This is a genomic window from Actinomadura sp. 9N215 (genome assembly GCF_044326345.1).
Lineage (GTDB): Bacteria > Actinomycetota > Actinomycetes > Streptosporangiales > Streptosporangiaceae > Spirillospora.
Genome location: NZ_JBIRBA010000003.1, coordinates 303,059 through 327,946 on the forward strand (window position 1 = coordinate 303,059; position 24,888 = coordinate 327,946).

A 24,888-nucleotide genomic window follows, 5' to 3' on the forward strand; every position below is an offset into this window, starting at 1 on the left:
AGATCATCACCTGTGCGCCGGAATGTTAGACCCGATCAGGCCCGCCGCCGCTCCCCGCGCCGCGCGTCTAGGACGGTTCGTCGGCCAAGTACGGCGGGGCCGGCTCGTACTGGATGTAGCGGCGCACCGCCCGCGCGTGGTCGCGGCCGTGGATGCGTCCGATCAGCCAGAGGGCCATGTCGATGCCCGCCGAAACGCCTTGGCTCGTGACGAGCTTGCCGTCCACGACGTAGCGCGCGTCGCGTACGACGGTCACGTCACCGTGGGCCTCTAGGGCGTCTTCAAAGGACCAGTGGGTCGCGACCCTGCGCCCCTTGGCCGGTCCAGCGGCGTGCAGCAGCGCAGCGCCCGTGCACACGCTCGTCACCCAGTCGACCTGTTCGGCGACCTTCGCTATCCATCCCGTGACGGCCGGGTTGTTCGGCTGGGTTTCGCGTGCACCGCGCCCGCCGGGCACCAGGAGAACGTCCAGCTTCGGATGGTCGTCCAGGACGTGGTCTGGCACGACCCTCATGCCCTTGTTGCAGCGGACAGGCCCGGACTGCTCAGCGATCAGTACCGCCTTGTCGCCTTCCTCGCGCACCATCGCCGACGCGGTGAACACCTCCCACGGACCGACGAAGTCCAGTTCTTCTGCGTCCTCGAAGACCAACAGCCCATACGTGGTCACGACTGAACCCTTCCCTTGAAAAAGTCGGTTCCGCGGAACCGGTCCCTGTAGTCGGACGGCGCGACGCCCACATGCCGGTGGAACGCCCTGCGCAGCGTCTCGCCCGTCCCGAATCCGAGCCGCCGCGCCAGCGTCTCGACGGGCTCGTCGCCCTCCGCCAGCGCCCGCCGCGCCGCCTCGACGCGCACCCGCTCGACGTACGCGGCCGGCGAGACGCCCAGCTCCGCCGTGAATCTGCGTTGCAGGTGCCGCGTGCTGAGCCCGGACCGGCCGGCCAGGTCCGCGATGGTGTGCCGGGCGCCCGGATCGGCCTGGACGGACGACACCGCAGCCCGGATCGGGTCCGACGCGGGCTGCGCCGACCACAGCGGGACGCTGAACTGCGACTGGCTCCCAGGCCGCCGCAGGAACATCACCAGCTCCCGCGCCACCGCGTGCGCCACGTCCCGTCCGTGGTCGTCCTCGACCAGCGCGAGCGCCAGGTCCATCCCGGCGGTGACTCCGGCGGACGTCCAGACCCGCCCGTCCCGGACGAAGATCGGATCGCAGTCGACGTCGAGGCGCGGATACTCCGTCCGCAACTGCTCCCCGCGCCCCCAGTGCGTCGTGACGCGGCGTCCGTCGAGCAGCCCGGCCTCGGCGAGCAGCAGCGCCCCGCTGCACACGGACGCGACCCGCCGCGCGCTTTCCGCCACCTCAGCGACCCAGCCGACCAGCGCCGCGTCCTTGCGCGCCCGGTCGACCCCGAACCCGCCGGCCACCACGAGGGTGTCGATGCCGCCCGGATCAAGATCGCCTATGCCGGACGCGGCGTGCACCGGCAGCCCGCCGGACGCCGTCACCGGCCCGGCCGCGGGCCCGACGACCAGGCATTCGTACCGCCCGGTGAGCCGGAACACCTCGTGCGGCCCGGCCAGATCGAGCACCTGGAACCCGTCATAGACGACGAACGCGACGCGCATGCCTCCAGGCTGTCTCCGCGCCCGCCATGGCGTCAACGCCGGGCACCCCACACATCACGCCATCGGCCGAGATGAGGCGCCCGTCACGAAATTAATGTGTTGACACACCACGAAGGATCATGGCTAACTCGTACGCATGGAGCTGTGATTCTTCCTCCGGTCGAGCCGTCCGCCTGATGTGGCGGGCCCGCTCCCGTTCCCCTCGGCGCCGCCACCGCACCGCTGTAAGCCGCCACCGCATCCGCTGTGAACCGTCAGCGCACCCGCTGTGACCAGCGCCGTCATGCAGGCACACCCTTTCGTCGGCCCCTTTATGGCCGAATTCGACCAGGCCCGGAGGTCTCCTTTCCATGCGTGCTCTCAACAACCCCGAATCGGACCCCTTCGCCAAATCCAAGAAGAAGGGAAAGCGAAAGAAGCACGACGTCAGGTCGGCGAATTTCGCGAACAACCGGCGCAACGCCCGGCAGCTGCCCACCCGGCAGCTCAACCGGGGCCGCTGAACGGCTCCCGGCCCCGATCGCCCCGGTCGCCCTGGTCGTCCCGGCCCGCGGCGACCGGGGCCGGGAACTCCGCCCACACCACGGTCCGGTCGCCGTCCACCCGGAAGCCCCAGCGCGACGCGAGCGCGTCCACGATCCGCATCCCGCGCCCGGTCTCCGCGCCGACCTCCGCCTTGACGTGCGGCGCGCCGCCCGCGCCCCCGTCGTCGGCGACCTCCAGCCGGTACACCCCGTCCCCGGCCGCGAGGACGACCGTCACCCGGCCGCCCTCCCGCCCCGACGCCGTGTGCCTGATCGCGTTCGCGACCGTCTCGCTCACCACCAGGATCATGTCGTCCCGTCCGGGGAAGTCGAGCGCCGTGTCCCGGACGAAGCTCCGCGCGAACCCGACCGACCGCCGCACCCCCGGCACCGTGATCTCGCCGACCACCACGCGGGCGTCTTCCACAGCACCGCCTCCCCGACGCCGGGCACGGTCGGCCCCAGGGCCCGCTTCGCCTCGGCCGGCAGCTTGCAACGCGTCCACGACGACTCCCTTCGCTTCCGGAAAGTCGTCCGTCACCCACGCTGTACGGCCCGTGACCCGGCTCCCGTTCACGCCGCGCGCGAACGTTCTCCCTGATCGCACCACCCGTCCCACAAGCAACGTGACATGATCGCGATCAGCCGAACCGAGGGAGCCAGGGAGCCGCGCCATGGACCTGCCCGCCGATCTCGACGAACTGGCACGCGCCATCATCGACGCGAACCGCTATATGACGCTGGGCACGACCGAGCCCGACAATCGCCCGCGCCTTTCGCCGGTCTACTTCACCCATTCCGGCTACCTGACGTTCTTTTGGGTCTCCTCACCGTCAGCGCGCCATTCCCGCAACATCGGCGCCCGCCCGTCCGTCGCCCTCGCCATCTACGACTCGACCGCGGAAATCGGTCACGGACGCTGCGCCTACATCGACGCGACGGCCTCGGTCGTCCCGGACGACGAACTACCGCGACGCTGCGCCGAGGCCTTCGCCCGCATCGACCCCGGGACCAGGGCGTTCCACCCCGACGAACTGAGCGGCGACGCGCGCCTGCGCCTTTATCTCGCCCGGGCCACGAAACACGAAGTGCACGTCCCGGGGCGCGATCCGTCCAATGAGACCGGCATAGACATCCGCCGCCAAGTCAGCCCTTGACCCCGCCTCACAGGCGGGATTTCAGCACGGCGATCTCGGGCCACGGGTCGAAGCCGTGCTCGACCTGCTCCACGGCGGCCATTGTCGCGAGGACGACCACCGACGTCGCCGGGTTCATCGAGCGCGCGGCCGCCTATCCACGATCTGGAACCGGGTCGTCAGTGCCGGCGGGGTCGCCGGGGGCGGCCGGGGGCGTTTCGGGTTTCCTGTGCAGGACCTCGCGGGCCTCCTCCATGGCGCGGGTGAGGCTGTCGGCGACGACCTCGAGGAAGTGGGCGGCGCTCTCAAGGCGGGCGGCGGCCGGGGTGCCGGGACCGAAGACGGCGATGCCCTGCCGTGCCGTCTCGGCGAACAGGACGTTGTCCCGGATGCTGCGGACCATCGACCGGTACCAGAGGTCCTCGTCGACGACGTAGCGGTCGCGGCGGCGTTCGTCGCGTTCCCGGCGGAGGAGGTCCAGGCTCTCCAGGAACGTGATCGCCTTGGAGATGGACGCCGGGCTGACCCCGAGGCGCTCGACGAGTTCGGCGGCGGTGAGGCTGCCGGAGTCGGAGGTGTAGAGGCAGACCATCACCCGCGCCATCATCCTGTTGGGCAGGCCCGACTGCATGAGGACCGCGGTGAGCATCTCCTCGAACTCGCGCACGGCCTCGGCGTCGCGTCCGTGCGGCTGGGGGGCCGACTCCGTTCCCCGGGACGCGGCGGGCCTGCGCCGGTGGTTGCGGCGTTCGGTGGCGCGATGGGCCACGTCCGCGCGATAGCCGAGGGGGCCGCCGTTCCGCATCACCTCACGCGTGACCGTCGAGGTGGGACGTTCGAGCCGGCGGGCGATCTCGGCGTAGGCGAGGCCGTCGGCCAGCCCGAGCGCGATCTGCTGGCGGTCCTGCTGGGTGAGCCTTCCTCCCGGCATCGCGGCCTCCTTCGTGTCGCCTGATGCGCCCACCCTAGCGTTCACTCAGATTCATTGCAACGATCAAACAGCACGTGTTGCATTAAGCCCTTAGGTCGTTGCAACGATTTTATGGCTACTACCAGCGCTTATATCAAGTAGATGCAACGATATCGTTGCGCAATCAGTGAAGGCAACGTAGCGTTTCCAGTGTTCGAAACAACGAGCCCGAGGAGCGCACGATGCGAAAGTACGACACCCCCGCCCCGATCGCCGCCGTCCTGGACGTCCCCGCGGGGCGCGTCCGGTTCATCGCCGCCGACCGGGCCGACACCGTGGTCGAGGTCCTGCCCGTGAACGCCGCGAAGGGACGCGACGTGAAGGCCGCGGAACAGACCGAGGTCGAGTACGGCGACGGCGTCCTGCGGATCGAGGCCGCGGTGAAGAGCCAGGCCTTCGGCCCCACCGGGGCCGTCGAGGTGACGATCGAGCTGCCCGCCGGATCGCGGGTCGAGGCCAAGGCGGCCGCCGCCGAGCTCCACACCGCCGGACGGCTCGGCGACGTCGCCTTCCAGGGCGCGTACCAGCAGATCAAGATCGACGAGGCGGCGAGCGTCCGCCTCACCGCGGTCGACGGCGACGTCGAGGTCGGCCGGCTTGGCGGCCCCGCGGAGATCAGCACCACGCGCGGCGACATCCGGATCGCGGAGGCCGCGGGCGGCAAGGTCGTGCTCCGCACCCATTCCGGCGACATCTCGGTCGCCGCCGCCGCCGGCGTCTCGGCCGTCCTGGACGCCCGCACCGACCTCGGCCGCATCGGCAACGCCCTCAAGAACGACGGCACCGCCGCGCTCGACATCCACGCCACGACCTCCCACGGCGACATCGACGCCCGCAGCCTCTGACCCGCGAACCCCCGAGGAGCACCATCATGAGCACCCTGGCCGTCACAGCGACCGGGCTCCGCAAGTCGTACGGGGACAAAGTCGTCCTCGACGGCATCGACCTGAACGTCGCCGAGGGAACGGTCTTCGCCCTGCTCGGCCCGAACGGGGCGGGCAAGACCACCGCCGTCCAGATCCTGTCCACCCTGATCGGCGCCGACGCCGGCGAGATCCGCGTGGCGGGGCACGACCTCGCCAGGGAGCCCCAGGCGGTCCGCGCGTCCATCGGCGTCACCGGCCAGTACTCGGCCGTGGACAAGCTCCTCACCGGGGAGGAGAACCTCAACCTGATGGCCGACCTGCACCACCTGCCGCGGCGCGAGGGCCATGCGCGCACCGCGGGGCTGCTGGAGCAGTTCGACCTCGTCGAGGCCGCCAAGAAGCCGACCTCCACCTACTCCGGCGGCATGCGGCGCCGGCTGGACCTGGCGATGACCCTGGTCGGGGACCCGCGCATCATCTTCCTCGACGAGCCCACCACCGGCCTGGACCCGCGCAGCCGCCGCACCATGTGGCAGATCGTCCGCGACCTGGTCGCCGCCGGCGTCACGATCTTCCTGACCACCCAGTACCTGGAGGAGGCCGACCAGCTCGCCGGCCACATCGCGATGCTCGACCACGGCGCCCTCATCGCCGAGGGCACCCCCGAGGAGCTCAAGCGGCTCATCCCCGGCGGGCACGTCAGCCTCCGGTTCACCGACGAGGACGGCGTCAAGTCCGCGCTCCGCGCCCTCGGCACCGGCTTCGTCACCGACGACCCGCGCACCGTGCGGGTGCCCAGCGACGGCAACGTCCGCGAGCTGCGGCAGCTGCTGGCCCGCCTGGACGACCAGGACATCGACGTCCAGGAAATGTCGGTGCACACCCCCGACCTCGACGACGTCTTCCTCACCCTCACCGGCGACCCCAAGGACAAGGACCAGGTTCGATGAGCACCCAGACGATCGCCTCCCCCGGCGTCCGCACCCACACCCTGGCGGACTCGCTGACGATGATCCGCCGGAGGCTGAAGCACATGCTGCGCTACCCGGCGATGACGGTGCAGCTGATCGGCATGCCGGTCATTTTCCTGCTGCTGTTCGTGTACGTCTTCGGCGGCACGCTCGGGAACGGGCTCGCCGGCGGGGGAGGACGCGGCGAGTACATCGACTACGTGACCCCCGGCATCATCATGATGACCACGGTCGGCGCCGCCACCAGCACGGCCATCTCGGTGGCGATGGACATGGCCGAGGGCATCGTCGCCCGGTTCCGCACCATGGCGATCTCCCGGTCGTCGATCCTCACCGGGCATGTCGTCGGCAGCATGATCTCCATCGGGATCAGCATCGTGGTCGTCGTCGGCGTCGCGCTGGCGATCGGCTTCCGGCCCGACGCCAACCCCGTCGAGTGGCTGGCCGCCGCGGGTCTGCTGACCCTGTTCGTCTTCGCGCTCACCTGGCTGGCGGTCGCGCTCGGCCTGGCGGCCAAGAACCCCGAGGGCGCCAGCAACGCGCCCCTGGTGCTGCTGCTCCTGCCGTTCTTCGGAAGCGGCTTCGTGCCCACCGACTCCATGCCCACCGGCCTGCGCTGGTTCGCCGAGTACCAGCCGTTCACCCCCGCCATCGAGACCCTGCGCGGGCTGCTGATGGGCGACGCGATCGGCAACAGCGGCTACCAGGTCATCGCCTGGTCGGTGGGCATCGCCCTGGTCGGCTTCCTCTGGTCGATGAAGCTGTTCAGCCGCGACCCGAGCCGCTGACCTTCATGATCGACGACAGGGCCGTCAGACCATCGGGTCGACGGCCCTCTGGTCTGACGGTGGCCCGCCAACCCGGCGGCCCGCCAACCCGGCGGTCCGGCGGCCCGCTTTGAGTGTCGGACCCGCGAGTTAGCGTTGCGTGATGTTCGACGGCTTCGACGAGTTCGACATTCCGACGTCCCAGACGACGATCCACGGCGTCCGGGGCGGCTCCGGGCCGCCGGTGCTCCTGCTGCACGGCATCCCCGAGACGCACCTGATGTGGCATCGCGTCGCGCCCGCCCTGGCCGAACGGTTCACCGTCGTCGCGACCGACCTGCGCGGCTACGGCGCGAGCGGCAAGCCGCCCAGCACGCCCGACCACGCGCCCTACCGGATGCGGGCGATCGCCGCCGACCAGGTCGAGGTGATGGCGGCGCTGGGTTTCACCCGGTTCGCGGTGGTCGGCCATGATCGCGGCGCACGGTGCGCCTACCGGATGGCGCTCGATCACCCGGCCGCCGTCGGTCACCTGGCGGTGCTGGACATCGTCCCCACCGGCGAGGCCTACGCCCGCGCCGACGCGGACTTCAGCCTCGGCTACTGGGTCTGGTCGTTCCTGGCGGCTCCGGCTCCCGTACCGGAGACGATGATCGCGGCGGCGCCGCGGGTGCTGGTCAACCACATGCTCGACACCTGGTCCGCGACGCCCGGCGCGCTCCCCGACCGGGTGCGGGACGCCTACGTCGCGGCCTTCAGCGATCCCGACACGGTGCACGCCATCTGCGAGGAGTACCGCGCGGCCGCTTCCCTGGACGTGGCCGACGACCGGGCCGACCGCGGCGTCCGGCGCATCGCGTGTCCGACGCTGGTGCTGTGGAGCGCCGACGGCCCGGTCGGCCGGTGGTACGACCCGCTCGACGTATGGAGGTCCTGGGCCGTCGACGTGCGCGGCGGGCCGGTCGAGGGCGGCCACTTCCTGCCGGAGGAGGCGCCCGGGGAAACGCTGCGCCACCTGCTCCGGCTGATCGCCTGAGAGCCCGCCAGAACCGAAGACCGGCCATCGCCTACCCTGAGCTACGAAGCATCACGCTGAGTATCGCGCCGCTCGGGATTCGGGGGATCGGCCGTGGCGACGGAGTGGTGGAGGGCGGGCCGCCGGTGGCGCCGGCGGCTGCTCTTCTCGGTGCGCGGACGCGCCACGCTCGTCACCGTGGCGGTGTCGGGGCTGATCTTGATCCTGGTGTTCGTGCTGCTGATGCTGCTGGCGCGGGACTGGGTGGAGAACAGGGTCTGGCGGGAGTCCGAGCGGACCGTCGAGCGGGTCGTGACCGACGTCGTCCGGGGACGGGGCGAGGACGCGCTCGCCACCCGGCCGGACGAGACGCGGATGGTCCAGGTGGTGAGCCCGGACGGGCAGGTCGTCGCGGCCAGCGAGGCGCTGCGGGGGCGTCCGGCGCTCGCGGGCGGGGACGTCGTGAACGGCAAGATGCTGATCGACCGGAGCGCCTGCCCCGGATTCCTGGACGAGTGCGTCTGGCTGTTCGGGACGCGGCTGCGCGCCTCCCCCTGGGGCCCTGGCGTGATGGTCGTCGCGGCGTCGCCGCTGCCGACGCTGCTGAACGTGTGGCTGCTGCCGCTCGCCATCGCGCTGATCATGGCGGCGCTGCTCTCGCTGATCGCGTGGTGGACGTGGCACACGATCGGGCGGGCGTTCGTCCCGGTCGACGAGATCCGCTCGGAGATGGCGGATTTCGACGTGCGCGGCCTCGGCCACCGGGTGCCCGTCCCGCAGACCGGCGGCGAGGTCCAGAAGCTCGCCGAGACCGTCAACGCGACCCTCGAACGGCTCCAGGAGGCGACGGAGCGCGAGCGCCGCTTCATCTCGGACGCGTCGCACGATCTGCGGAACCCGCTCGCCGGGCTGCAGACGCAGCTGGAGGTCGCGCTGGACGAGCCGGACGACTACGAGTGGCGGCCGATGGTCCGGTCGGCGCTGCACGACGCGCGGCGGCTGAACGACATCGTCATCGACCTGCTGGAACTGTCGCGGCTCGACTCCCGCGCGCCGGTCCCGGTGGAGCCGATCGACCTCGCGGGACTCGCCCGCCGGGAGGTGGAGCGCCGCCCGCCCCGCGTCCCGATCAGGACGGACCTGGAGCCGGGCGTGACCGTCCGGGCGAACCAGGTGCGGCTGGCGCGCGTGCTCGGCAACCTGCTCAGCAACGCCGAACGGCACGCCGCCGACGGCATCGAGGTCACGGTGGCGCGGGACGAGGACGACGCGGTCCTCGAAGTCCTTGACGACGGTTCCGGCATCCCTGCGGAGGCCCGGGACCGGGTCTTCGAGCGGTTCGCCCGGCTCCGCGAGTCCCGGACCCGGGATCCGCAGGGCACCGGGCTCGGCCTGCCCATCGCCCGCGAGATCGCCGAGGTCTACGGCGGCACGCTGCGCATCGCCGACAGCCCGAAAGGGGCCAGATTCGTCCTCCGCCTCCCCCTCCACAAGGACGCAGACCCACCACCCTGAACGCGCTCGGTGAACGTCGTTCCGGGACCCGCCGTCGAGGTGGCGGGCGCCTGGCGGGAGGATCCGGGGCGTGTCCGGTGTTATCCCGCTGACGGGCACGGTCCACGGCGAGAGGAAACCATGAGCGAGGACCTCGGATACGGATGGCAGGGCGACCTCCTCGACCTGCCCGCCTACCTGAAGCGGATCGGCCACGACGGCGACCTGGCCCCGACCGGCGACACGCTGCGCGCCCTGCACCGGGCGCACACCACGTCCATCCCGTTCGAGAACCTGGAGATCATGCTCGGGCGGCCGATCGACCTGTCGCTGGACGCCGTCCAGGCGAAGCTCGTCGGACGGTCGCGCGGCGGCTACTGCTACGAGCACAACCGGCTGTTCGCGGCGGTGCTGGAACGGCTCGGCTACGAGATCGTCGCGCTGACCGGACGGGTGACGCTCGGCGCCCGCAAGTTGCTGCCCGCCACGCACGCGCTGCTGCACGTCCGCCCGCCCGGCCAGCCGCGGGACGAGCCCGCCTGGCTCTGCGACGTCGGCTTCGGCGCCGGACCGCTGGAACCGCTGCGGATCCGCGACGGCGAGGAGGCCGACCAGGACGGCTGGGGCTTCCGCCTCCAGAAGGGCCGGACCGTCACCGCCTGGACGCCCAGCACGGTCGGCTGGGAACTCCACCAGCGCGGAGAGGGCGGCTGGATCCAGCGCCACACGTTCGCGATGAACGAGCAGTTCCGCGTCGACTACGAGGTGGGCAACTACTTCGTCTGGGCGAATCCGCACTCGCCGTTCGCGACTCGTCCGTTCACGCAGAAGTTCACGCCCGACGCGCTCCGCGTCCTGGACGGGACGAAGCTGACCGTCACCCGCCCGGACGGATCCACCGAGCCCCGGACGCTCACCCCGGAACAGCTCCCCGAGACGCTGGCGGACGACTTCGGAATCGTCCTGGAAGACGCGGAAGCCTCCCGCCTCATCGACTTCGAACGCGACCGCGCCGCATCGCAAAACTAGTCGCAACTAGGAAAGGTCGAGGCGGGGGAGTTCGCCGCGGGCGGCGACGCCGAGCTTGGGATACGCCTTGTAGAGGTGGTAGCCGACCGTCCGGGGGCTGAGGAACAGCTGCGCGCCGATCTCCCGGTTGCTGAGGCCCACCGCCGCGAGCCGGACGACCTGGAGCTCCTGCGGGGTGAGCCGCGCCGCAAGGTCGTCGCGGGCCTGGTCATCGGCCCCGCGGCCGCGGCCGCTCTCGCCCGCCGCGCGCAACTCCGTCCGGACGCGGGCGGCCCACGGTTCCGCGCCGAGCCGCTCGAACGCCTCCAGGGCCGAGTGGAGCCGGGCCCGGGCGTCGTTCCGGCCGTTCCGGCGCCGTGACCTGCGCAGCCACTCCCCGTACAGCAGTTCAGTGCGCGCCCGCTCGAACGGCGTCCCGCCCTCGCGATGCAGTTCCAACGCCCGCTCGAACACGCCCCCACCGCTGTCAGCGTCGCTGGCCAGGAGCGCGGTGCAGCGGAGCGCGATCGCCTCCGCCCACGGCTGCCGCACCTGCGCGGCCCACGCCGCGTACCAGTCGGCGGCGTCCCGTGCGCGCTCGGGACGGTCCGAGCGGACGGCCGCCTCCACGAGATCGGGCAGCGCGGCGATCGCGCCCTGCCGGGTGGGTCCGGCGACGAGGTCCGCGAGACGTTCCAGGGCGGACTCGTACCGGCCGAGCCCGAGGTCGAGGAGTCCGCGCGCGGCCACCGCGTGCACCCTGCTGGGCAGGACGCCGCGGACCAGGGCCTCCTCGGTGAGTTCCGCGCAGCGCGCCTCGTCGCCCTGGATCGCGGCGAGCTGCGCCAGGACGGTCTCCAGGTAGACGCGGATGCGCCGCTGGCCGGTGTCGGCGGCGATCCGCAGGCCCTCCGTCGCGCCGGTGAGGGCGTCCCGGTGGCGGCCGAGGAGCAGGTCCGTCCGGGAGCGGCGACCTCGGCGGCGCCGTCCACATCCCCGACCAGCAGGTGCCACATCCCGGCGCGGACGCGGTCGCGCGGCCCGTAGCAGCCGTTCATGCCGATCATCAGCTCGCGGAGCGCCGCGACGCCCGCGGCGAGGTCGCCGCCTTCCGCGAGCGGGTTCTGCCCGGCGAACACGCGTCCCAGGGCGCGCAGTTGATCGGCGTTCGGGACGCCGAGCCGGGCGCCTTCGGCGGCGATGTCGTCCAGCGCGGCGTAGTCCCCGGCGTTGGCGGCGGCGGACGCGGCCTGGAAGTACAGGTAGCCGGACGTCCGCGAGTCGAGTTCCGCGACGGACGCCGCCGTCTCGGCGAACAGGCGGTAGGCGTCCCGTCCCCGGTCCTGCTCGTCGGCGAGCGACGCGCGGATGAGCGTCAGCTCCGCCCGCGCCACCGGGTCGGGCAGGTCGGCCTCCGCGCGGCCCGCCAGCTCGATCGCCCGCTCCGGCAGCCCGGCGTCGGCGGCGTCCCGCGCCGCGACGGCCAGGCGGCAAAGCATCCTTTAACCCTACTCAGCACCCTGCTCACCGAAACCCGACGGTTGAAGCCCGCCGTCCGGGTACGGCAACGGCCTGGAGGGGTGATGAGCGAACGCAAGAATGACGAGGACAGGCCGCTCGCCGACCGTCGCGCCGACGAGAACGCGCCCCAGGAGGACGACCACGACTTCGGGGACGAGCACACCCCCGGCCCCACGGACCCGCCGATCGCCGAGGCCGAGACCCCGGGCGGCGAGGACGACGGCTACACCCCGCAAACCGAAGTCCCGTAACCGCACCCCTTGCCCGACCTAAGGGACCGCCCCGGGCCATGCGCGCCCGGGACGGTCTCGATGCCACTGCTCCTAATCAGGGTGCGGCGGTTGCTGGTCGGGTGGCGTCCCGCCGCCTTCTCCGCCTCCCTTGTTCCCCTTGTCGGTGCCGTGCGCGTGGCCCTTCGCCCTCGTCCGCTTCGGGTCGGTGGCCTCCGGCGAGGGCTCGTTCGTCACGGAGGTCCGCTCCGACCGCCGGATCTCGGGCTGTTGCGGGTTCGGCATCTTCACCCCTCCTATGCGCTGGACGGTTCGGGACGCAGCGGGTCATGCCCCACCGTCATGAGCGCGTGCCGCCACTCCTCGTCCCGTTCCGCGTTGGGCGGACGGTTCTCCAGCCGGTCCTCCACGTAGTCCACGACCTGTTGCATCACGGCGGCGTCGCTCTCGGTCAGGTCCACCTTCCGCTTGCGCAGCACGTCGACGACGCGGGCGCCGAGCTGGGAGACCCCCGGACTCGGACCGGCCGGGAACGCCTCCTCGCCGGAGGCGTCCGTGAGCAGCCATGTACGCAGTTCATCGGAGGTCATGTTGACGACCCGGTGGAAGTCCTCCCAGGCCAGCTCGGCGTCGGCCGGTATGCGATCGTTCATCGACAAACTCCCTGTCGCACGTTCAAACCCGCCCTACCCGACACCCGCCGCCCCATTCACCCGCCCTCCCACGCCCCCCGCCGGAACGCGGCGCTCTGTTAGATCGCGGACGGCTCGGGAAGGCGGCCGACATGGACCATTCGCAGGCCCCCGTGCTCGACGCCCTCGCCGCGTACCACCGGGAAGGCCAGGTCCCGTTCACCCCGCCAGGCCACAAGCAGGGCCGGGGCGCGGACCCGCGCGTCCGGGACGTGCTCGGCGACGCGGTGTTCCGCTCGGACGTCCTCGCGATCTCCGGCCTGGACGACCGCACGTCCAGCAACGGGGTCCTGGAGCGCGCCCAGGAGTTGATGGCGGACGCCGTCCACGCCGAGCAGACGTTCTTCTCCACGTGTGGGAGCAGCCTGTCGGTGAAGAGCGCGATGCTGTCCGTCGCCGGGCCCGGCGAGAAGCTCCTGGTGGGACGGGACGCGCACAAGTCGGTCGTGTCGGGCCTGATCCTGTCCGGTGTCCGTCCGGTCTGGGTGGAGCCGCAGTGGGACGCGTCCCGCGCGCTGGCGCACCCGCCGTCCCCGGAGGCGTTCGCGGCGGCGCTCGACGAGCACCCAGACGCGCGCGGCGCCCTGGTCACGAGCCCCACCCCGTACGGGACGTGCGCCGACCTCGCCGCGATCGCCCGCGCCTGCCACGAGCGCGGCAGGCCGCTGATCGTGGACGAGGCGTGGGGCGCGCACCTGCCGTTCCATCCGGACCTGCCGACCTGGGCGATGGACGCGGGCGCCGACGTCTGCGTGACCAGCGTCCACAAGATGGGCGCCGGGCTGGAGCAGGGCTCGGTCTTCCATCAGCAAGGAGATCTGGTGGACCCGTCCGTCCTCAAGGCCCGCGAGGATCTACTGGGAACCACCAGCCCGTCCGTGCTGCTCTACGCGGGCCTCGACGGATGGCGCCGCCAGATGGTCGAGCACGGCCACGAACTGCTGCAGAACGCGCTCGACCTCGCCGCCCGCGTCCGCGAACGGATCGACGACATCCCCGGCTTCACCGTCCAAGGCCCGGCCGAGTTCACCGGCCGCAGCCGCGGCCGCGCTCACAGCCTCGACCCGCTGCCCGTGGTCGTCGACATCACCGAACTCGGCACCACCGGCTACTGGGCCGCCGACTGGCTCCGCGAGCACCACCGCATCAACCTGCATCTCGCCGACCACCGCCGGATCAGCGCCCAACTCACCTTCGCGGACAGCGAAGACACCGTCGCGCCCCTGCTCACCGCCCTCCGTGACCTGCGCGAACACATCGAACCCGCGCCGGAGGTCCACGTCCCGCCGCCGGACGAGTTGCGGCTCGAACTCGCCGTCCTGCCCCGCGACGCCTTCTTCGGCCCGGCCGAGCAGGTGTCCGCCGACGAGGCCGTGGGACGGGTCTGCGCGGAGATGCTCACTCCCTACCCGCCGGGCATCCCCGTCGTCCTGCCCGGCGAGCGCATCACCGCTCCGGTCATGGACTACCTGCGCAGCGGCGTCGACGCGGGGATGGTCATCCCGGACGCGGCCGACTCGTCCGCCAAGACCGTCCGGGTCCTCATCGAGCACTGACCGGCCCGCATCGCCCCACACCCCCTATGCCAGACTCCTTTCGGCGGACGACGAGTTGAGGAGCGTCATGGAGTTGGTCCACTCGGGCAAGGTCAGGGACGTCTACGCGGACGGGGACGAACTGGTCCTCGTCGCGTCCGACCGGGTGAGCGTGTACGACGTCGTCCTGCCGACGCTGATCCCCGACAAGGGGAAGATCCTTACGCAGCTCTCCCTCTGGTGGTTCGAGCAGCTGGCCGACATCATCCCCAACCACATCATCTCGGCGACGGACGTGCCGGACGAGTGGGCGGGACGCGCCGTCCGCTGCCGCCGCCTGACCATGCTCCCCGTCGAGTGGATCGCCCGCGGCTACCTCGCCGGGCTGGGCCTCAAGGAGTACGAGAAGAGCGGCGCCGTCTCCGGCGTCCCGCTACCGGACGGCCTGGTCGAGGGCTCGAAGCTCCCCGAGCCGATCTTCACGCCCACCACCAAGGCCACGGTCGGGCACGACGAGTTCATCACCTACGCCGACGTCGTCACCGAGATCGGCGACGACACCGCCGCCCGCCTCAAGGACGCCACCCTGGAGATCTACAAACGCGGCGCGTCCCTGGCCGCCGAGCGCGGCATCATCATCGCGGACACGAAGCTGGAGTTCGGACGCGCCGCCGACGGCACCCTCACCTTGGGCGACGAGGTTCTGACGTCCGACTCGTCCCGCTTCTGGCCCGCCGACGAGTGGCGTCCCGGCGGCCCGCAGCACTCGCTCGACAAGCAGTACGTCCGCGACTGGAGCAGTGCCCTCGACTGGGACCGCACCCCTCCCGGCCCCGCCATCCCGCAGGACGTCGTCGACGCCACCCGCGCCCGCTACACAGAGGTCTACGAACGCCTGACCGGCCACCCCTGGACCCCCTGACCCCCGGCTATTCACCCCGCCCGGCGTAGGTTCGCGAAAGGAACGAGGCGACACCCGCCTGCCATTCGCGCGCCGACCCCAGGCCCGTACGCCGCGCCGTCGTCCCGCAGGACGTCGAACTCCGCCGTCATGATCAGCGCGGGCGGGAGGCCGGTCGATCAGCTCTCGCGGAACCGATCAAGGATCGCCACGGCCTCCGCGAGCGCGGCCCTCAGTTCGCTGAACGCCTCCCGCTCGGCCTCGCCGAGGCCGCGGTTCGGGTCGTCCACCCAGAAGCGCAGCGAGAGCCCGTCGATCAGCCGATACGGCCTCGACACGACCTGCCAATCGCGCCGGAGATGGGGAACCAGGTCCTTTCGGCCGTCAAGCCAGACACTCGGACTGCGCTGACCTTGCCGATGTTCCACAGCCCACAGCCCACTGGCGTACGGGAGTCCGGGATCCAGGACTGGTCCCCACCGGCCGAGCTCAAGTGCCGCGTTGACCCGATCATCGGTCACCAAGAGCTCATCTCGGACAAGGCAGGCCGCAGCCACGGCCACGAACCTGGTCTTGCGGCGTTCGCTCCACGCCGTTACCGCAGCGTTCAAGAAGCCACCCACGATGACGCCCAGCAACCCGAAGATCGGAGCCAGCAAGCTCATCAGCCAAGCCTAGCCACGGCACAGATGTTCCACGCACGCCACCAACTCGGCCTGCGCTGCGCTCGCACCATCGCGGGACTGGTCGTGCGGAGCCGCGTCCTGACCCTCCACCCGGAGGGTAGATCTTTCGTTTTCGCTGCTCAGCGGCGTTTTCTTCGTTTTGTCGCGGTTTTCTCGGCTATGCCGTCCAAGACAGAGGCAGTGACGAAGCGAAGTGGTGACCATGCCGGAGACAGGCACCGGAGGACGCGGCGACGACAGGACCGGCCGGAGCCGTCCCGTCGAGGGGCTCAAGGATGCGGGCCGGGAGTTCGTCCAGACGCTGATGGTGCGGACGTTGGAGAAGGCCAGCGGCAGGATCGAGGGGATGACCCGGCGGTTGAACGACGCCGCGGAAGGCGAAGGAGCGGGCCGGAAGGCGGCGGCCGCCGGTGCGGAGAAGCTCGCCAAAGGCGCGTCCCCGCTGAAAGCGGGCCTCAGCGCGGGCGCGACCGGAGCGAAGCAAAAGGCGAAGGAGGCCGTGGGCGCAGGCGGCGGCAAGTCCGGCGGCGACGCCGGGGCCGGGGCCGGAAAGGCGAAGGCCACCAATATCGTCGAGCAGTTCGACGTCGGCCTGCCGAGGCGCGTCGCCTACGACCAGTGGACGCGGTTCACCGACTTTCCGAGCTTCACCAAGAAGGTAGAGAGCGTCGAGCAGGAGTCCGACGAGAAGGTCAACTGGCGGGCGAAGATCCTCTGGTCCCACCGCAGCTGGGAATCCACGATCACCGAGCAGGTGCCCGACGAGCGGATCGTCTGGACGTCCAAGGGCCCCCACGGATATGTCGACGGCGCCGTCACCTTCCACGAGCTGGCGCCCACCATGACGCGGATCCTGCTGGTGGCCGAATACCACCCGGACGGATTCTTCGAGAAGACCGCGAACCTGTGGCGCGCCCAGGGACGCCGCCTCCGCCTCGACTTCAAGAACATCAAGCGCCACATGATGACGCAGACGCTCCTGAGGCAGGACGAAGTCGAGGGCTGGCGCGGTGAGATCCGCGACGGCGAAGTGGTCAAGACCCACGAAGAGGCCCTCAAGGAGGAGAAGGAGCCCGAAGGCCAGGACGACCACCAGCACGACAGGACCCCGACCCCCGAACGCCAATCCTGAAAGAGGGGCGGGTATGGCCCAAGAACGCGAACGAAACGCATCCGACGACGGGCAGGAAAGCCCGACCGGCAGGCCCGTGACTCCCGAAAAGAGGCCGCGGCCCAGCGAAGGCCCGGACGTCTATCTCGACGTTCCGCTGCTCAAGGTGGACGAGATCTCCCTTGAGGTCGAGAACCTGGACGCGCACGTCTCGCTCGTCGCCCAGGTCCTCGACCTGCTCAGGCTGAACGTCGGCGCGGACGTGTTCCTCGGCAAGGTCAAGCTGGACATCAAGGGCGTCGAAGCGCAGGCGCACCTCGAAGTCAGGCTCGACAACGTGGCCGTCATCGTCGACCGCGTCCTGACCACGCTCGACCGCAACCCGGAAATCCTCCAGCACATCGGACGCGGCGTAGAGTCGGCGGCCCGCGAAATCGGCTCTGGAACAGGCACCGCTGTAGGTGAAGTCGGCAGAGGCGCGAAGGGCGCCGTCCAAGACGTGGGCCGCGGCGCAGGCGTCGCCGTCGAAAGCGTCGGCGAAGGCACAGGCGGAGCCGTCCAGGACGTCGGAAAGGGCGCGGGCAGCGCAGTCCAAGACGTCGGAAAAGGCGCGGGCAGCGCAGTCGAAGACGTCGGCGAAGGCGCGGGCGGAGCCGTCCAAGACGTCGGGAAGGGCACCGGACGCGCAGCCGAAAACGTAGCCGAAGATGTCGGCGAAGGCGCTGGTGAAGCGGCCCGTGGGGCGGGCACGGCGGCAGGAGAGGCGGACGACGACCAGGACATCACGGCCGTCCAGACGGCTCTGCACGGTACTGAGGAATCCGTGCGCGACCTCGGGCGGGCGCTGCTCCGGATGATCTCCCAACACCCCCGCTCGTCCGAAAAGGAGCCGAACGACAATGAGTCATGACGGGCTCCCAGACGCAAGCCTCCGCGAAACGGCCGACATCCTCTTCACGGCCAAAGTGAAGGCCGACGAACTCCGCTTCGACATCGCCCCTGAAAGCTCAGTGGTCTTCAGGAAAGACGTCGACGACGACTCCACGTCCGGCAGCGACCGCACCAACCTCCCGGACAAGGTGCAGGAGAACACCACCTACCGCGACATAGAGGTCCACTACGCCATCGCGGCGAAACTGGACCCGGACGCCGCCCCCTGAGAACGTCCCCGCCCAGGTAGCCGACCTGAAGCCCGGTCACCACACCGGCCTGCGCGACCACGCGGCCATGCCCGTCAGCCGCAGGCACCCGGCGACGAGACGGCCGAGCCTCCTCCCAGGCCGACGGGCCTCGCGACGAACGACCGGCGCGGCCCAGGTCCCGTCCAACCGGCGGCCGGACGGGCAAGGAGGACGCACCACCTCAACGCGTGGACGACCGAGAGCGTCATGCACCCGCCGCGCCAGCTCGGCGGCGGTCTTCGCCTCCACGAGCCGGTCCGGCAGCAGCGCCCACAGCGACCCGCTGTACTCGCCGTACCAAAAGCATTGCGCGGGGAAGGAACGGCGCAACTCGTCAAGCGCCCGCTCGACGTCTACATCCACCTGGATCGACATGACCGGCTACCAGGTGGCGGGGAACATGCGGTGCCTGAGGAGCGCGTCCACCTGCTCGGTGGCGTGCTCGACGTCACCGCAGAGCGAGAGGTAGCCGCGCCTGCCACGCCCGGCCTCGAAGTACCCCCAGGCACCGCCGGACGTGGCCCGCGCGCTCACCGCGATCTTGACGTGTTTGTCCGGGCTGAACGCGAAGACCCACAGCAGCGGCGGACGAGTCGGGAACTCGTCGGCCTGGTAGACCTTGATGCACCGGTAGCCCTTGGACACGACGGCCTCGGCGAGCAGATCGAGGTACAGAATCGCCGTGCCCCGCCCCGACCAGGTGCGCCACCTGAGCACCCACCGCTCCGCCCGGACGTTCAACGGGCGCAACGTACCCATACGATCTTCCCCTCCTCGTTGAGCGGCCGGACACCCCAGTCGTGGACGAGCCGCACCACCATCAGCAGCCCCCGCCCGCACATGGCGTCGTGGTCCTCCTCCCGGACGACGGGCAGCTCCCCGCCCTCGTCCCACACCTCGATGACGGTCAGATCGTCACGCTTGTCCGGGAAAACCCGAACCACGATGTGCCCGAATCCGACGTGCTTGTACGCATTCGTAACCAGTTCTGTAACCACGAGCCGTCCGGCAGTGTCGTCGTCGTGCCCGAGTTCACGAAACCGCTCGCCGAGATAACGGCGCGCCATGCCGGGCGCCTGATCCGTCGGCTCCAGAACAAGCGCCGGCCTCTCCGGCGCAAGAGCTCCTGCTGCCATCACCACCACTCCTGAACGTGTCGATTCCTCGTATCTCTCAGTAAGCCACCCATGAACACAGAGTCACTGCTAACATCCCGAAAGATGCAACATCTGGATGATGATCTTCAGTCGTCGGTTACAAGAGGTTCCGACGGGTTAGGAGCGATGATCATGGCGACCGCCCGACGACCTGCAGCGATGTCCCCCGCCCTGGCGGCGTTCGGTCGGCAGTTCAAGCGCTACCGGGACCGCGCCGGGTTAAGTCAGGCGCGCGTCGGGCAGCGCACCGGCAAGACCGCGTCTTTCGTCTCGCAGATCGAAAGCGGGAAGAAACGGTGCAGACGCGAATTCGTCGAGATCATGGACCCGGAGCTCAAGGCGGGCGGCGTCCTACTCAACCTCTACGACGACCTGAACGGCGACGGCGCGCTGGGCTTCCCGACGTGGTTCGACTGGCCCGAGGTGGAAGGTGAAGCCGACGTGCTAGTCACCTGGGAGCACAGTGTCATCCCTGGCCTCCTCCAGATAGAGGGCTATGCCCGCACGTTCCTGGGCACCGACGAGGCTGTCGTCGCTCGCCTCGCACGACAGGAGATCCTCAGGCGAGACCCGGCACCGGTTACCCTGATCGCGCTGCTGAGTGAGCACGTCCTCCATCACTATGTGGCGTCACGAAAGGTCATGCGCCAGCAGCTTGAGCATCTGCTGGCCATGAGTGAACTACCGAACGTGACCATCCAGATAGTCGTGAACGATGACGGAGCTCCAGCCGGGAACGGTGGATCGTTCGTTCTGGCGACGATGAAGGATCGGAGCGAGGTAGCCTACTTGGAAACCACCGTTCGCGGCATCACTTCAGATGACGCTGCGGACCTAGTGGAGATAGTACGCACACTTGATAGCTTGAGAAGCAGCGCATTGCCCGCGAGCATGTCTCGGGAACTCATCAAGAAAGTGATGGAGGAGAAATGGACTTGAGTAACGCTGTGTGGCGCAAGGCAAGCAAGAGCACCGAGAACGGCGGGAACTGCGTGGAACTCGCTCCTCTGAGCCGTTCGATCGCCATCCGCGACAGCAAGGACCCCAACGGCCCCAAGCTCACCATGAGCCACAACGACTTCCGCCACCTCACCCAAACCCTCAAGAACCTCTAACCACGCTCACGCCTACATACAAAGGCGGGGATGGAAGTCATGGAAACAAGCCGCGTCGTATGGCGGAAAGCCACTCGTACCACCGAGAACGGAGGCGACTGCGTAGAGGTCGCCAGCATTCTTGAGACCATTGTGGTCCGCGACAGCAAAGACCCGCACGGACCTACGCTCACCATGAGCTACAACGACTTCCGCCACCTCACCAAGACCCTCAAAAACTTCTAACCACACTTACGCGTACGTACAAAGGCGGGCATAGAAGTGATGGAACTAAGCCACGCTGTATGGCGGAAAGCAAGCCGCAGCACCTCCAACGGCGGCAACTGCGTAGAGGTCGCCAGGATTCCTGAGACCATTGCGGTCCGTGACAGCAAAGACCCCCATGGGCCTAAGCTCACCGTGAGTCACGACGACTTCCGTCGTTTCGCGGAGACCCTCAAGAGTCTTTAAGTCCAGCCACGGCTTCCAGAGCGACATACAGCAAGCGGCTCCCTGCCGCAGAACAGGACGCCGGGCCGCGGTGGTCCTGTCGTCCCGGCGATCCTGGAACGGGGCAGCGACAAAACGCCGGGCGGCGAGTGACCGAACGTAATCGGCAATGGTCACGTATATCCGAGTCGGCGCGCGGACGGCGACCCGCGCGAAAATGTGGCGGTTCGCGGCGATCGTAGTGGAATCCCGGTACCGTTCGTGATCATCGCGTTCGAGGGGAGTTCGGCTATGTCGCGTCGAGGGCCGTAGCGATGCCGGTCTGGGGGATGCTGCTTTCCGCGCTCGCGGAGATCCGTACCAGCAAGGTGCGGGTGGCCTTGTCGCTGATGTGCGTGTCCGCGCTCGTCGCCGTGGTCACGCTGGCGATCGCGCTGGGCGGGATGGCGCGGCAGGCCCTGGTCCAGACCTTCGAGCAGGAGGTCGGCCGCCCCGTCACGCTCACCGTGGACGCCCCCACCGAGAACGGTCCGTCCGCGATGTCGGACGAGGCGATCGCCCGAATCGAGGCCGACCTGCGCCGGTACCGGATTCTGGGGAGTCCGCTCCGCGAGGCGATGGACGTCTCCTACCGGCAGGTCCTGCCCGGCGGCACCCGTCCGATCAAGGGCGACGAGGAGACCGGCGGCGAGATCCGGACGGTCGGCGCCAATCCCGGTCTCGACCGGATTCGCCGCATCCAGGTGGCGTCCGGCCGGTGGCTGGTCCCCAACGACAGCGCCCGGTTCGAACCCCAGCTCGTGGTCAGCGCGAAGTTCGCCGAGCAACTCGGGCCGCGGCCGGTCGGCGCGGTCGTGGAGATCAGCGCGCCGCGGGTCTGGGTCCGGGCGAGGGTAGTCGGTGTCCTCAGCAGCGGCACGCCCTGGTCGCCGACCGAGATCTACATGCCGTACCGGGCGATGGCCCGCTGGAGCATCGGCGCGGACCAGACCCAGTACATCGTCCGCGTTCCCAAGGCCGACGCGGGCCAGGTCATGGAGCGGTTGCGGGCGGACGCCGCGACGTCCTGGGGCCTGGGCCAGCCGATGATCTACCGCGAGGAGGGCGACACCGGGGCCGTCAGCGGCACCTTCGGCAAGGTCCTGGTGGCGGTGGCGGTGTTCCTGCTGCTCCTCGGCTCGCTGCCGGTGCTGGTGCTCGGACTGATGGCGGTACGGCAGCGCCGCAGCGAGCTGGGCGTCCAGCGGTGCTTCGGCGCCACCGGCTCCGACCTCTTCCTCGGCGTACTGCTGGAGGCGCTGATGGTCTCCTGCGCGGGCGGGCTGCTCGGCATCACCGGCGTGTACGCGATCAGCGGGCCGCTGTTCGGCTTCCTCAAGGACCGGGGCCCCTTCGCCGACGCCGACCTGGCCATGGACTTCCCGTGGCGGGCGGCGCTGCTCGGCATGGGCGTCGCGGTCTGCGTCGGCCTCTTCACCGGCCTGATCCCGGCGATGCGCGCCATGCGCCGCTCGGTCATCCAGGCGATCCGGAGCTAGGAGACGATCATGTCCCGAGTGGGGAACCGCCTGGCCAAGGCCGGGATCATCGTGGCGGTGCTCGGTGTCGTCGGCGGCACAGGCTGGCTGGCGGGCAACGGCGCGGCCGAGCCTCCGGCGCCGTCCGACCCGCTCCCGTCCGTCGACCTGTCGCCCAAGGTCATCACCGTGGGGAAGGGCACGATCGTCAGCCGCATCACGGTGGACGCGGTCGTCCGGGCCGACCCGCCGGTTCCGGTGCGCGTCACGAAATCCGGCACCGTCACGACCGTCCACCGCAAGAACGGGCAGCGGGTGAACAAGGGCGAGCGCCTGCTGACGGTCAAAGTGCCCGGCGAGGACGAGCCCGGCGAAGACGAGAAGGACAAGCCCACCGCGATCGCCGTGACCGCGCCCGCGTCCGGCCGGATCTCCAACCTGACCGCGAGGGTCGGGCAGGAGCTCGCCCCGTCCGACCCGGTCGCGCAGCTCGACCGCGGCCGGTACCAGGCCGTCGCCACCATCTCCAGCAAGGAGATCTACAAGCTCTACAACCGGCCGGAGTCGATCAAGATGGCGATCGACCACGGCCCGGCGCCGTTCACCTGCCGCCTGCTGGCCTACGGCGCCGGGGTCTCGAACACGGCCCCGAGCGGACAGCCCGAGGACCCTTCCGGCGAAGGCACGCAGGGCGGATCCGGTGGAGGCGGCGGTGACAACGTCGAGGTGACCTGCCGGATCCCCCGCCGCCAGAAGGTCTTCGCCGGCATCCGAGGCAAGATGGCCATCACCACCGACTCGGTGACCGACGCGGTCGTGATCCCGCTGTCGGCCGTCCTCGGTGAGGCGTCCAAGGGCAAGGTGACGGTGGTCGGCGGCAACGGCGAGCGCGAGGTACGTGACGTCGGCCTCGGCATCAACGACGGCAAACGCGTCGAGATCGTGGACGGCCTGGAGCCCGGCGACAAGATCCTCGACCGGGCCCCGGACAACGCCGCGTTCGACGTGCCCGCCCCGCCCCAGGAGGGCGGCGGCGGCCCCGAGGCCCCGGTGGGCGGCTCGTGAGCGCGGTCACTCCGGAGTCCGGCGACGTCCGCGTGGCGGAGGCGCAGGAGCCCGTCCTGGAGGTCAGCGGCATCACCAAGCGGTTCAGGCTGCGCCGCCGCAAGGAACCGCTGACCGTCCTGGAGGACGTGTCGCTGACCGTCCGTCCCGGCGCGACGGCCGCGATCGTCGGGCTCTCCGGCGCGGGCAAGTCCACGCTCCTCAACATCCTCGGCCTGCTGGAGAGCCCGGACGCCGGGACCGTCCGGATGTACGGCCGGGAGACCACCACCCTGCGCGAACGCGAACGCGCCCAGCTCCGCGGCGAGACGATCGGCTTCGTGTTCCAGCAGCTCAACCTCCTGCAACGGCGCACCGCCCGCCAGCAGGTGGCGGCCCCGCTCCTTTACGCGGGCGGCCGGCGCCTGCGCCGCCGCTACGAACTGGCCGACGAGACGCTCCGCCGCGTCGGCCTGGGCGAACGCCTGCACGCCACCCAGGCCAGCCTCTCGGGCGGCGAACAGCAGCGCGTCGCGATAGCCCGCGCCATCATCCGCGACCCCCGCCTGATCCTCGCCGACGAGCCCACCGGCTCCCTCGACCCGGTCACGGCGGGCCAGGTCATGGACCTCCTCTTCGACCAGGCCCGCGCCGACGACCGCGCCCTCATCCTGGTCACCCACGACCACACCCTCGCCCGCCGCGCCGACACGGTCTACGTCCTGGAGAACAGCACCCTCACCCCTGCCTAAGGAAGGCGCGATGTGCGTTCGTCGCCGCCGGGGGCGAGGCCGTCGAAGATGATTCCGAGCGCGCGGGCGCGGACCGGCTCGTCGAGGCGAAGGTGCGCGGACGCCCGTGAGACGCCGACGAGGAGCGCGTAGACCTCGTCGAGGCCGACGTCCGCGCGGACCGCCCCGGCGTCCTGCGCGCGTCCGAGCAGGACGCCGACCGCCTTGCGCAGGTCACGCGGCCCCTGCGCCGCCCTGCCCGCGGCGTCGCCACCGGCGTCGGTGAACGCCTCGACGATGGCGAGTTTGCCCGCTGCGTCGTCCACGAGCCGGGAGAAGAAATCGAAGAACGCCTGACCCGCATCGGCTGATTCGGCAAGGCTTTGCGCTCGCCCGCACAGGCCGTCGAAATGTTTGACCAGGACGGCCTCCAGCAGGGCCCGCTTGGTCGGGAAATGGCGGAAGACGGTCGCGATGCCGACCCCGGCGAGCCGCGCGACCTCTTCCGTGGAGGCCGCTGAACCGCCCCTGCCGAAGACCTCCTCCGCCACCTCCAGGATCCGGGCCCGGTTGTCGCGGGCGTCGGCGCGCATGGGTTCCATTGACATCCGAAGTCTCCACTTCGTATATTCGGAGTCTCCACTTCGGTCCGTTT

Annotated in this window: 33 protein-coding genes and 1 pseudogene; 21 read left to right on the forward strand and 13 right to left on the reverse strand. The window is 70.2% G+C overall.

Going from position 1 to position 24,888, the window contains the following annotated elements:
- Window positions 1–67: 67 nt before the first annotated feature.
- Window positions 68–670: a DJ-1/PfpI family protein gene (locus tag ACH34T_RS06780; RefSeq protein WP_395991106.1), complete on the reverse strand. Its 603-nt coding sequence runs from the start codon at window positions 668–670 to the stop codon at window positions 68–70.
- A complete protein-coding gene (locus ACH34T_RS06785; RefSeq protein WP_395991107.1) occupies window positions 667–1,632 on the reverse strand; it encodes a GlxA family transcriptional regulator in 966 nt (321 codons plus the stop codon). Before ACH34T_RS06785 ends, ACH34T_RS06780 begins: the two co-directional genes overlap by 4 nt.
- 350 nt (window positions 1,633–1,982) lie before the next feature.
- On the opposite strand from ACH34T_RS06785, the gene ACH34T_RS06790 reads away from it, so the two are divergent.
- Window positions 1,983–2,135 carry a hypothetical protein gene (locus tag ACH34T_RS06790; RefSeq protein WP_395991108.1) on the forward strand — a complete coding sequence of 51 codons (153 nt, stop codon included), beginning with the start codon at window positions 1,983–1,985 and terminating at the stop codon, window positions 2,133–2,135.
- Here the strand turns inward: ACH34T_RS06790 and ACH34T_RS06795 are convergent.
- Window positions 2,119–2,583, reverse strand: coding sequence for an ATP-binding protein (locus tag ACH34T_RS06795; protein WP_395991109.1), 465 nt, complete (start codon window positions 2,581–2,583; stop codon window positions 2,119–2,121). The two genes, ACH34T_RS06790 and ACH34T_RS06795, sit on opposite strands and share 17 nt — an antisense overlap.
- A 247-nt stretch (window positions 2,584–2,830) precedes the next feature.
- On the opposite strand from ACH34T_RS06795, the gene ACH34T_RS06800 reads away from it, so the two are divergent.
- The gene (locus ACH34T_RS06800) at window positions 2,831–3,313 is read left to right on the forward strand and encodes a pyridoxamine 5'-phosphate oxidase family protein (RefSeq protein ID WP_395991110.1); all 483 of its coding nucleotides are present in this window, start codon (window positions 2,831–2,833) and stop codon (window positions 3,311–3,313) included.
- 133 nt (window positions 3,314–3,446) lie between these two features.
- On the opposite strand, the gene ACH34T_RS06805 is transcribed toward ACH34T_RS06800, so the two are convergent.
- Window positions 3,447–4,223, reverse strand: a complete 777-nt coding sequence (locus tag ACH34T_RS06805; protein WP_395991111.1) for a helix-turn-helix domain-containing protein — start codon at window positions 4,221–4,223, stop codon at window positions 3,447–3,449.
- Between the two features lie 221 nt (window positions 4,224–4,444).
- Here ACH34T_RS06805 and ACH34T_RS06810 point away from each other — a divergent pair, with 221 nt between their 5' ends.
- From ACH34T_RS06810 to ACH34T_RS06835, 6 genes are all read left to right on the forward strand, one after another.
- The gene (locus tag ACH34T_RS06810) at window positions 4,445–5,107 is read left to right on the forward strand and encodes a DUF4097 family beta strand repeat-containing protein (protein WP_395991112.1); all 663 of its coding nucleotides are present in this window, start codon (window positions 4,445–4,447) and stop codon (window positions 5,105–5,107) included.
- Between the two features lie 26 nt (window positions 5,108–5,133).
- Window positions 5,134–6,078, forward strand: coding sequence for an ATP-binding cassette domain-containing protein (locus tag ACH34T_RS06815; protein WP_395991113.1), 945 nt, complete (start codon window positions 5,134–5,136; stop codon window positions 6,076–6,078).
- Window positions 6,075–6,887 (forward strand): ABC transporter permease, encoded by an 813-nt coding sequence (locus ACH34T_RS06820; protein WP_395991114.1) that lies wholly within the window; start codon window positions 6,075–6,077, stop codon window positions 6,885–6,887. Before ACH34T_RS06815 ends, ACH34T_RS06820 begins: the two co-directional genes overlap by 4 nt.
- Before the next feature lie 142 nt (window positions 6,888–7,029).
- Window positions 7,030–7,902: an alpha/beta fold hydrolase gene (locus ACH34T_RS06825; protein ID WP_395991115.1), complete on the forward strand. Its 873-nt coding sequence runs from the start codon at window positions 7,030–7,032 to the stop codon at window positions 7,900–7,902.
- Window positions 7,903–7,995: 93 nt separating this feature from the next.
- Window positions 7,996–9,396, forward strand: coding sequence for a sensor histidine kinase (locus ACH34T_RS06830; protein WP_395991116.1), 1,401 nt, complete (start codon window positions 7,996–7,998; stop codon window positions 9,394–9,396).
- A 120-nt stretch (window positions 9,397–9,516) separates the two neighbouring features.
- Complete coding sequence (locus tag ACH34T_RS06835; RefSeq protein ID WP_395991117.1) at window positions 9,517–10,404, forward strand: arylamine N-acetyltransferase; 888 nt, start codon at window positions 9,517–9,519, stop codon at window positions 10,402–10,404.
- A 6-nt stretch (window positions 10,405–10,410) separates the two neighbouring features.
- Here ACH34T_RS06835 and ACH34T_RS06840 read toward each other — a convergent pair whose 3' ends face one another.
- The gene (locus ACH34T_RS06840) at window positions 10,411–11,397 is read right to left on the reverse strand and encodes a LuxR C-terminal-related transcriptional regulator (protein WP_395991118.1); all 987 of its coding nucleotides are present in this window, start codon (window positions 11,395–11,397) and stop codon (window positions 10,411–10,413) included.
- Between ACH34T_RS06840 and ACH34T_RS06845 the strand changes: the two genes are divergently transcribed.
- The gene (locus ACH34T_RS06845; RefSeq protein ID WP_395991119.1) at window positions 11,391–12,155 is read left to right on the forward strand and encodes a hypothetical protein; all 765 of its coding nucleotides are present in this window, start codon (window positions 11,391–11,393) and stop codon (window positions 12,153–12,155) included. The two genes, ACH34T_RS06840 and ACH34T_RS06845, sit on opposite strands and share 7 nt — an antisense overlap.
- 72 nt (window positions 12,156–12,227) lie before the next feature.
- Here the strand turns inward: ACH34T_RS06845 and ACH34T_RS06850 are convergent, their stop codons facing one another.
- On the reverse strand, window positions 12,228–12,419 hold the full coding sequence (locus ACH34T_RS06850) for a hypothetical protein (protein ID WP_395991120.1): 192 nt from the start codon (window positions 12,417–12,419) through the stop codon (window positions 12,228–12,230).
- Window positions 12,420–12,430: 11 nt separating this feature from the next.
- Window positions 12,431–12,787, reverse strand: coding sequence for a DUF3140 domain-containing protein (locus ACH34T_RS06855; RefSeq protein WP_395991121.1), 357 nt, complete (start codon window positions 12,785–12,787; stop codon window positions 12,431–12,433).
- Between the two features lie 131 nt (window positions 12,788–12,918).
- Between ACH34T_RS06855 and ACH34T_RS06860 the strand changes: the two genes are divergently transcribed.
- Window positions 12,919–14,382, forward strand: coding sequence for an aminotransferase class I/II-fold pyridoxal phosphate-dependent enzyme (locus ACH34T_RS06860; RefSeq protein ID WP_395991122.1), 1,464 nt, complete (start codon window positions 12,919–12,921; stop codon window positions 14,380–14,382).
- Window positions 14,383–14,449: 67 nt separating this feature from the next.
- A complete protein-coding gene (locus ACH34T_RS06865) occupies window positions 14,450–15,283 on the forward strand; it encodes a phosphoribosylaminoimidazolesuccinocarboxamide synthase (RefSeq protein ID WP_395991123.1) in 834 nt (277 codons plus the stop codon).
- A gap of 11 nt (window positions 15,284–15,294) precedes the next feature.
- On the opposite strand, the pseudogene ACH34T_RS06870 reads toward ACH34T_RS06865, so the two are convergent.
- Together ACH34T_RS06870 and ACH34T_RS06875 are read right to left on the reverse strand one after the other, a co-directional pair.
- Window positions 15,295–15,429: pseudogene (locus ACH34T_RS06870) on the reverse strand (hypothetical protein); the annotation flags it as partial.
- Between the two features lie 12 nt (window positions 15,430–15,441).
- A complete protein-coding gene (locus ACH34T_RS06875) occupies window positions 15,442–15,927 on the reverse strand; it encodes a hypothetical protein (protein ID WP_395991124.1) in 486 nt (161 codons plus the stop codon).
- A gap of 223 nt (window positions 15,928–16,150) precedes the next feature.
- Here ACH34T_RS06875 and ACH34T_RS06880 point away from each other — a divergent pair, with 223 nt between their 5' ends.
- Genes ACH34T_RS06880 through ACH34T_RS06890 form a run of 3 tightly spaced genes read left to right on the forward strand, consistent with a single transcriptional unit; the run spans window position 16,151 to window position 18,219 of the window.
- On the forward strand, window positions 16,151–17,080 hold the full coding sequence (locus tag ACH34T_RS06880) for an SRPBCC family protein (RefSeq protein WP_395991125.1): 930 nt from the start codon (window positions 16,151–16,153) through the stop codon (window positions 17,078–17,080).
- A gap of 13 nt (window positions 17,081–17,093) precedes the next feature.
- Window positions 17,094–17,969, forward strand: a complete 876-nt coding sequence (locus ACH34T_RS06885) for a hypothetical protein (protein ID WP_395991126.1) — start codon at window positions 17,094–17,096, stop codon at window positions 17,967–17,969.
- Window positions 17,959–18,219 (forward strand): hypothetical protein, encoded by a 261-nt coding sequence (locus ACH34T_RS06890; protein ID WP_395991127.1) that lies wholly within the window; start codon window positions 17,959–17,961, stop codon window positions 18,217–18,219. Before ACH34T_RS06885 ends, ACH34T_RS06890 begins: the two co-directional genes overlap by 11 nt.
- Window positions 18,220–18,255: 36 nt before the next feature.
- Here the strand turns inward: ACH34T_RS06890 and ACH34T_RS06895 are convergent, their stop codons facing one another.
- Genes ACH34T_RS06895 through ACH34T_RS06905 form a run of 3 tightly spaced genes read right to left on the reverse strand, consistent with a single transcriptional unit; the run spans window position 18,256 to window position 19,376 of the window.
- Window positions 18,256–18,615 carry a hypothetical protein gene (locus ACH34T_RS06895; protein ID WP_395991128.1) on the reverse strand — a complete coding sequence of 120 codons (360 nt, stop codon included), beginning with the start codon at window positions 18,613–18,615 and terminating at the stop codon, window positions 18,256–18,258.
- 6 nt (window positions 18,616–18,621) lie between these two features.
- Window positions 18,622–18,999: a hypothetical protein gene (locus ACH34T_RS06900; RefSeq protein WP_395991129.1), complete on the reverse strand. Its 378-nt coding sequence runs from the start codon at window positions 18,997–18,999 to the stop codon at window positions 18,622–18,624.
- A complete protein-coding gene (locus ACH34T_RS06905) occupies window positions 18,978–19,376 on the reverse strand; it encodes an ATP-binding protein (RefSeq protein WP_395991130.1) in 399 nt (132 codons plus the stop codon). Before ACH34T_RS06905 ends, ACH34T_RS06900 begins: the two co-directional genes overlap by 22 nt.
- A gap of 84 nt (window positions 19,377–19,460) precedes the next feature.
- On the opposite strand from ACH34T_RS06905, the gene ACH34T_RS06910 reads away from it, so the two are divergent.
- The 7 genes from ACH34T_RS06910 (at window position 19,461) to ACH34T_RS06940 (ending at window position 24,254) form a co-directional block, all read left to right on the forward strand.
- Window positions 19,461–20,336: a helix-turn-helix domain-containing protein gene (locus tag ACH34T_RS06910; RefSeq protein WP_395991131.1), complete on the forward strand. Its 876-nt coding sequence runs from the start codon at window positions 19,461–19,463 to the stop codon at window positions 20,334–20,336.
- The gene (locus ACH34T_RS06915) at window positions 20,327–20,512 is read left to right on the forward strand and encodes a DUF397 domain-containing protein (RefSeq protein WP_395991132.1); all 186 of its coding nucleotides are present in this window, start codon (window positions 20,327–20,329) and stop codon (window positions 20,510–20,512) included. The genes ACH34T_RS06910 and ACH34T_RS06915 overlap by 10 nt, the downstream gene beginning before the upstream one ends.
- Before the next feature lie 30 nt (window positions 20,513–20,542).
- Complete coding sequence (locus ACH34T_RS06920) at window positions 20,543–20,737, forward strand: DUF397 domain-containing protein (RefSeq protein WP_395991133.1); 195 nt, start codon at window positions 20,543–20,545, stop codon at window positions 20,735–20,737.
- Window positions 20,738–20,776: 39 nt separating this feature from the next.
- Window positions 20,777–20,962 carry a DUF397 domain-containing protein gene (locus ACH34T_RS06925; RefSeq protein ID WP_395991386.1) on the forward strand — a complete coding sequence of 62 codons (186 nt, stop codon included), beginning with the start codon at window positions 20,777–20,779 and terminating at the stop codon, window positions 20,960–20,962.
- Between the two features lie 293 nt (window positions 20,963–21,255).
- Window positions 21,256–22,479: an ABC transporter permease gene (locus tag ACH34T_RS06930; protein ID WP_395991134.1), complete on the forward strand. Its 1,224-nt coding sequence runs from the start codon at window positions 21,256–21,258 to the stop codon at window positions 22,477–22,479.
- Window positions 22,480–22,488: 9 nt separating this feature from the next.
- Window positions 22,489–23,523: an efflux RND transporter periplasmic adaptor subunit gene (locus ACH34T_RS06935; RefSeq protein WP_395991135.1), complete on the forward strand. Its 1,035-nt coding sequence runs from the start codon at window positions 22,489–22,491 to the stop codon at window positions 23,521–23,523.
- Window positions 23,520–24,254 carry an ABC transporter ATP-binding protein gene (locus ACH34T_RS06940; RefSeq protein WP_395991136.1) on the forward strand — a complete coding sequence of 245 codons (735 nt, stop codon included), beginning with the start codon at window positions 23,520–23,522 and terminating at the stop codon, window positions 24,252–24,254. Before ACH34T_RS06935 ends, ACH34T_RS06940 begins: the two co-directional genes overlap by 4 nt.
- Here the strand turns inward: ACH34T_RS06940 and ACH34T_RS06945 are convergent.
- A complete protein-coding gene (locus ACH34T_RS06945; RefSeq protein WP_395991137.1) occupies window positions 24,251–24,841 on the reverse strand; it encodes a TetR/AcrR family transcriptional regulator in 591 nt (196 codons plus the stop codon). The two genes, ACH34T_RS06940 and ACH34T_RS06945, sit on opposite strands and share 4 nt — an antisense overlap.
- Between the last annotated feature and the right edge of the window lie 47 nt (window positions 24,842–24,888).